This is a genomic window from Lutibacter sp., assembly GCF_041555395.1.
In the GTDB taxonomy this organism is placed as follows: Bacteria; Bacteroidota; Bacteroidia; order Flavobacteriales; family Flavobacteriaceae; genus Lutibacter.
On record NZ_JBFFKM010000096.1, the window covers coordinates 1 to 4,905 of the forward strand.

The window sequence follows — 4,905 nt, forward strand, 5'->3', positions numbered from 1 at the left end:
TAATCAGAAAGTTTTATGGTATTTCCCTGTTGGTCAAGTGCTTCAAAATTTGGTGCGGCATCGCCTATTTTTAATGTTGTCATAATTTGTATTTTAGCTTTTTGTAAAGATACTAAAAATGACCAAAGCCGAAAAAGTTCAATTTGTAATTGATACGCTCGAAAAATTATATCCGAATCCGCAAATACCGCTGCACCATAAAGATCCTTATACGCTATTAATTGCTGTTTTGTTATCGGCGCAAAGTACCGATGTTGGTGTCAATAAAATTACGCCAAAATTATTTGCTAAAGCCGACAATCCCTATGATATGGTAAAACTTTCGGTAGAAGAAATTCGGGAAATAATTAAACCTGTTGGTTTATCGCCTATGAAAGCTAAGGGAATTTACGGGTTGTCAAAAATACTAATTGAAAAGCATGGCGGACAAGTACCTCAAAATTTTGCAGCTTTAGAGGAATTTCCTGCAGTTGGACATAAAACAGCGAGTGTGGTCATGTGCCAGGCTTTTGGTATTCCTACTTTTCCCGTAGATACCCATATTCATCGTTTAATGTATCGGTGGAATTTAACCAATGGGAAAAATGTAGTTCAGACCGAAAAAGATGCCAAAAGATTATTCCCTGAAGAACTATGGAATAAATTGCATTTACAAATTATTTATTATGGACGGGAATATTCTCCTGCAAGAGGTCTTAATTTAGAAAAAGATATCATCACAAAAAATATAGGAAGAAAATCTGTTTTAAAATAAAAAACCCATTTTTGGTTAAAAAATGGGTTAAAAAAAACATTAATTCAAATGTAATTCAATATAATTGTTTTCGTTGGTTTTTACTACCCTCATTTGATTAGAGTAGTATAGCAAATATTGAATTATTTCAGGTCTTGGCTGCTCCATCATCGGAGACTTTTTAGAGTAAAGTTTCATCATAAATAGTTGGTTTATACTACTTAAACGATAAAACTTTACCTTTATTGTGTTCTTGTTTAGTTTACTAAAATAATATTGTGCTTCTCAATTAATTTTCTTAAATTTATTAAAGCGTAGCGCATTCTGCCCAATGCGGTATTGATGCTCACATCGGTATTTTCTGCTATTTCCTTAAAGCTCATGTCTTTATACATGCGCATTAGCAACACTTCTTTTTGGTCTTCGGGCAATTCCTCAACCAATTTTCGTACGTCATCTAAAATTTGATTTTTAATAATCTGATTTTCCACAGATAACATTTCATCGCTCAACACATCAAAAATATCAAAATCGTCAGTGTTGTTAAATTTAGGCAGTCTTTTATTTCGTCTGAAATGATCTATAATTAAGTTATGCGCGATACGCATCACCCAAGGTAAAAACTTACCTTCTTCATTATAAGCACCTCTTTTTAAGGTGTTTATAACTTTAATAAATGTGTCTTGAAAAACATCTTCGGCGACTTCCCTGTCTGAGACCTTAGACATAATAAAGCTAAAAATTCGTTGCTTATGACGAATTATTAAAACCTCTAACGATTTTTCATTTCCATTGATGTAATTGTTGACAAGAACGCTGTCAAGAATAGTTTTACTTTCCATAATTTAAATACATTAAGGGGTTTGTTAATTGTGTATTTATCTAATTTTATAAAAAGTAAAGTTGTGGAATAAGCGTTTTTTTATTGATTTATATAACAAATATGAGCATTTATTTTAAGAAATACAATTTTTTTTGAATAAAATTAAAATTTAATGCAAACGCTAAAACTGAACTATTTATTTTGCTGATTTTTTAAGGAATACAAATACGCTTTTGGTTCATTTTAAAATTTTGTAAGTACCTTTGCAATTATTCAGTTTTTTAGGAAAATGACTCAAAATATTGCTGCACTAAGTCCGAAGGAAAATATACTCATTAAAGGAGCAAAACTTCATAATTTAAAAAATATTGATGTTGCCATTCCAAGAAATAAGTTGGTGGTGATTACCGGACTTTCTGGTTCAGGTAAATCGAGCCTTGCTTTTGATACTTTATTCGCCGAAGGCCAGCGCCGATATGTAGAAAGTTTATCGTCTTATGCGCGTCAGTTTTTAGGAAGATTGAACAAGCCTAATGTTGATTATATAAAAGGCATTTCACCCGCCATTGCCATTGAACAAAAGGTAAATTCCACCAATCCTCGTTCAACCGTTGGTACTTCAACAGAAGTTTACGACTATTTAAAACTGTTATTTGCCAGAATCGGTAAAACCTATTCCCCTGTTTCTGGAAATGAAGTAAAAAAACAGACCGTAACCGATGTCATCAATTACATTAAAAGTTTAGAAATAAATACGAAATTATTGCTGTTGGCTCCCGTGCATATTCCGAAAGAAAGGAGTCTTTTGCAAACCTTGAAAATTTTGGCGCAGCAAGGCTATTCAAGAATAAAATACAAGGGCGAAGTTATTAGAATTGAAGATGTTGACTCGGAGATCGAACACGATTTTTATTTGGTGATTGACAGAATTGTGGTTCAGGATAATGAAGATTTTTATAACCGATTGGGTGATGCTGTACAAACAGCTTTTTTTGAAGGAAGTGGAGAATGTATTATTGAAGATGTAAAAGCCAAAAAACAAACAGTTTTTAACAATAAGTTTGAATTGGACGACATCCAATTTTTAGAGCCAAACACGCATCTGTTCAGTTTTAACAATCCTTATGGTGCTTGTCCGGCCTGCGACGGTTTCGGAAATGTTATTGGTATTGATGATGATTTGGTTATTCCAAACACCTCCTTATCTATTTATGAAGATGCAATTTTTCCTTGGAAATCAGATTCCTTTGCACCATACAAAAACGATTTGATTGATAACGCTTATAAATTTGATATCCCTATTCATAAACCTTGGTTTCAACTTTCAGAGGAACAAAAATCACTAATTTGGAATGGAAACAAATCCTTTAGAGGCATCCAGTTTTTTTTCAATCAGTTGGAAGAAAAAAGCTATAAAATTCAATATCGGGTAATGCTTTCCCGCTATCGCGGAAAAACAAAATGTGCGGTTTGTAACGGAAAGCGACTAAGGCATGAAACCAACAATATTAAGATTGCTAACAAAAACATTAGTGAATTGGTCGATTTACCATTGAATGAACTGGCCGATTTCTTTAAAAATATTGCCTTAAATGTTTACGACCAGCAAATTGCCAAACGATTGCTCGTTGAAATCAACAACAGATTGCAATTTTTGAATGATGTGGGCTTAAGTTATTTAACCCTAAACAGAACTTCCACAACCTTGTCTGGTGGTGAAAGTCAGCGTATTAACCTGGCTACTTCTCTGGGAAGCAGTTTGGTTGGTTCTATGTATATTTTAGATGAGCCAAGCATCGGATTGCATCCAAAAGATACGGAACGGCTGATCAAAGTGTTGAAGGATTTGCGCAATTTGGGAAATACCGTTATTGTGGTTGAACATGATGAAGACATTATGAAAGCCGCCGATTTTATTATTGATATAGGACCTGAAGCAGGAACTTTAGGTGGTGAGATTGTGGCTGAAGGAAATTATTCAGCAATCTTAAAATCCGATTCATTGACTGCAAAATATTTAAATCATCAGTTAAAAATTGAAGTACCCAAGGTCCGAAGAAAATCCAACAAAACCATTGAAGTTATTGGTGCCCGTGAACACAATTTAAAAAATATCAATGTTACTTTTCCATTAAACAGTTTAACGGTGGTTACCGGAGTTTCAGGAAGTGGAAAAAGCACTTTGGTCGGCAAAATATTATATCCGGCTATTCAAAAACAATTGGGCGGTTACGGAGAAAAAGTTGGACAGTTTACCGAATTAAAAGGTGCCGTAAATACCTTAGAAAATATTGAGTTTATCAACCAGAATCCAATAGGTCGCTCAAGTCGCTCAAATCCGGTAACCTATGTAAAAGCTTTTGATGACATTCGAACATTATTTGCTTCGGAAAAATTATCAAAAATCAGAAACTACCAGCCAAAACATTTTTCTTTTAATGTAGAAGGCGGCAGATGTGAAGCATGTAAAGGTGACGGTGAAGTAACTATTGAAATGCAATTTATGGCCGATGTTCATTTAGAATGTGAAGCCTGTAAAGGAAAACGATTCAAGAAAGAAGTGTTGCAGGTTATCTATCAGGGAAAATCCATAAATGATGTTTTAAACAGTACCATTGATGATGCTGTAACCTTTTTTACAAAACATAATGAAACAAAAATTGCCAAAAAATTAAAGCCTTTACAAGATGTTGGACTGGGCTATGTTACTTTGGGACAATCGTCCTCTACCCTTTCAGGAGGTGAAGCGCAGCGGATTAAACTGGCTTCCTTTTTAGTGAAAGGAACGCGACAGGATAAATCGCTTTTTATATTTGATGAACCTACAACAGGCCTGCATTTTCATGATATTAAAAAGCTGTTGAAATCCTTTAATGCCTTAATTGAAAACGGACATTCCATTATTGTGATTGAACACAATATCGATTTAATAAAATGCGCCGATTACGTGATTGATTTGGGCAAAGAAGGCGGAAAACTTGGGGGTGAACTTATTTTTCAGGGAACACCGGAAGATCTCATAAAATGCAAAAATTCTTATACCGCACCTTATTTGGCTGAAAAGTTAAAAGGCAATAGGCAATAGTAATAGAAAAAACCGCAAGACAAAAAAAGGCAATTAGTTAATTAGCCAATTACGAATTACACGATTAAACAGTAAACAATAAGGCAAAAGCGAAAAGGCACTTTAGGCTCTCCAAACTTTATGACTTATAGGTTAAAAATTACTCCTTTTTCTCAGCATTCAAAGTTTCAAGCTTGCTTTTTGCCAACACAAATTCGGGAAACAATTTTATGGCGCGCTCAAAACTAATTTTTGCCTCAGCGTTTTTGTTTAAATTCATTGCAA

3 protein-coding genes are annotated in these 4,905 nt (G+C 34.1%); 2 read left to right on the forward strand and 1 reads right to left on the reverse strand.

The features are described from left to right. Nucleotides 1-118: 118 nt before the first annotated feature. Nucleotides 119-754, forward strand: a complete 636-nt coding sequence (nth, locus tag ABY285_RS12200; RefSeq protein ID WP_372770450.1) for an endonuclease III — start codon at nucleotides 119-121, stop codon at nucleotides 752-754. Nucleotides 755-990: 236 nt separating this feature from the next. Here the strand turns inward: nth and ABY285_RS12205 are convergent, their stop codons facing one another. Continuing rightward, a complete protein-coding gene (locus ABY285_RS12205; RefSeq protein WP_372770452.1) occupies nucleotides 991-1,575 on the reverse strand; it encodes an RNA polymerase sigma factor in 585 nt (194 codons plus the stop codon). Nucleotides 1,576-1,845: 270 nt separating this feature from the next. Between ABY285_RS12205 and uvrA the strand changes: the two genes are divergently transcribed. Continuing rightward, nucleotides 1,846-4,641, forward strand: coding sequence for an excinuclease ABC subunit UvrA (gene uvrA / locus ABY285_RS12210; protein ID WP_372770454.1), 2,796 nt, complete (start codon nucleotides 1,846-1,848; stop codon nucleotides 4,639-4,641). The last annotated feature ends 264 nt before the right edge of the window (nucleotides 4,642-4,905 follow it).

What these genes read in the sequence shown, in the direction of transcription:
- nth (WP_372770450.1), top strand. Translation starts at nt 119, where the DNA reads ATGACCAAAGCCGAAAAAGTTCAATTTGTAATTGATACGCTCGAAAAA.
- ABY285_RS12205 (WP_372770452.1), bottom strand. Translation starts at nt 1,575, where the DNA reads ATGGAAAGTAAAACTATTCTTGACAGCGTTCTTGTCAACAATTACATC.
- uvrA (WP_372770454.1), top strand. Translation starts at nt 1,846, where the DNA reads ATGACTCAAAATATTGCTGCACTAAGTCCGAAGGAAAATATACTCATT.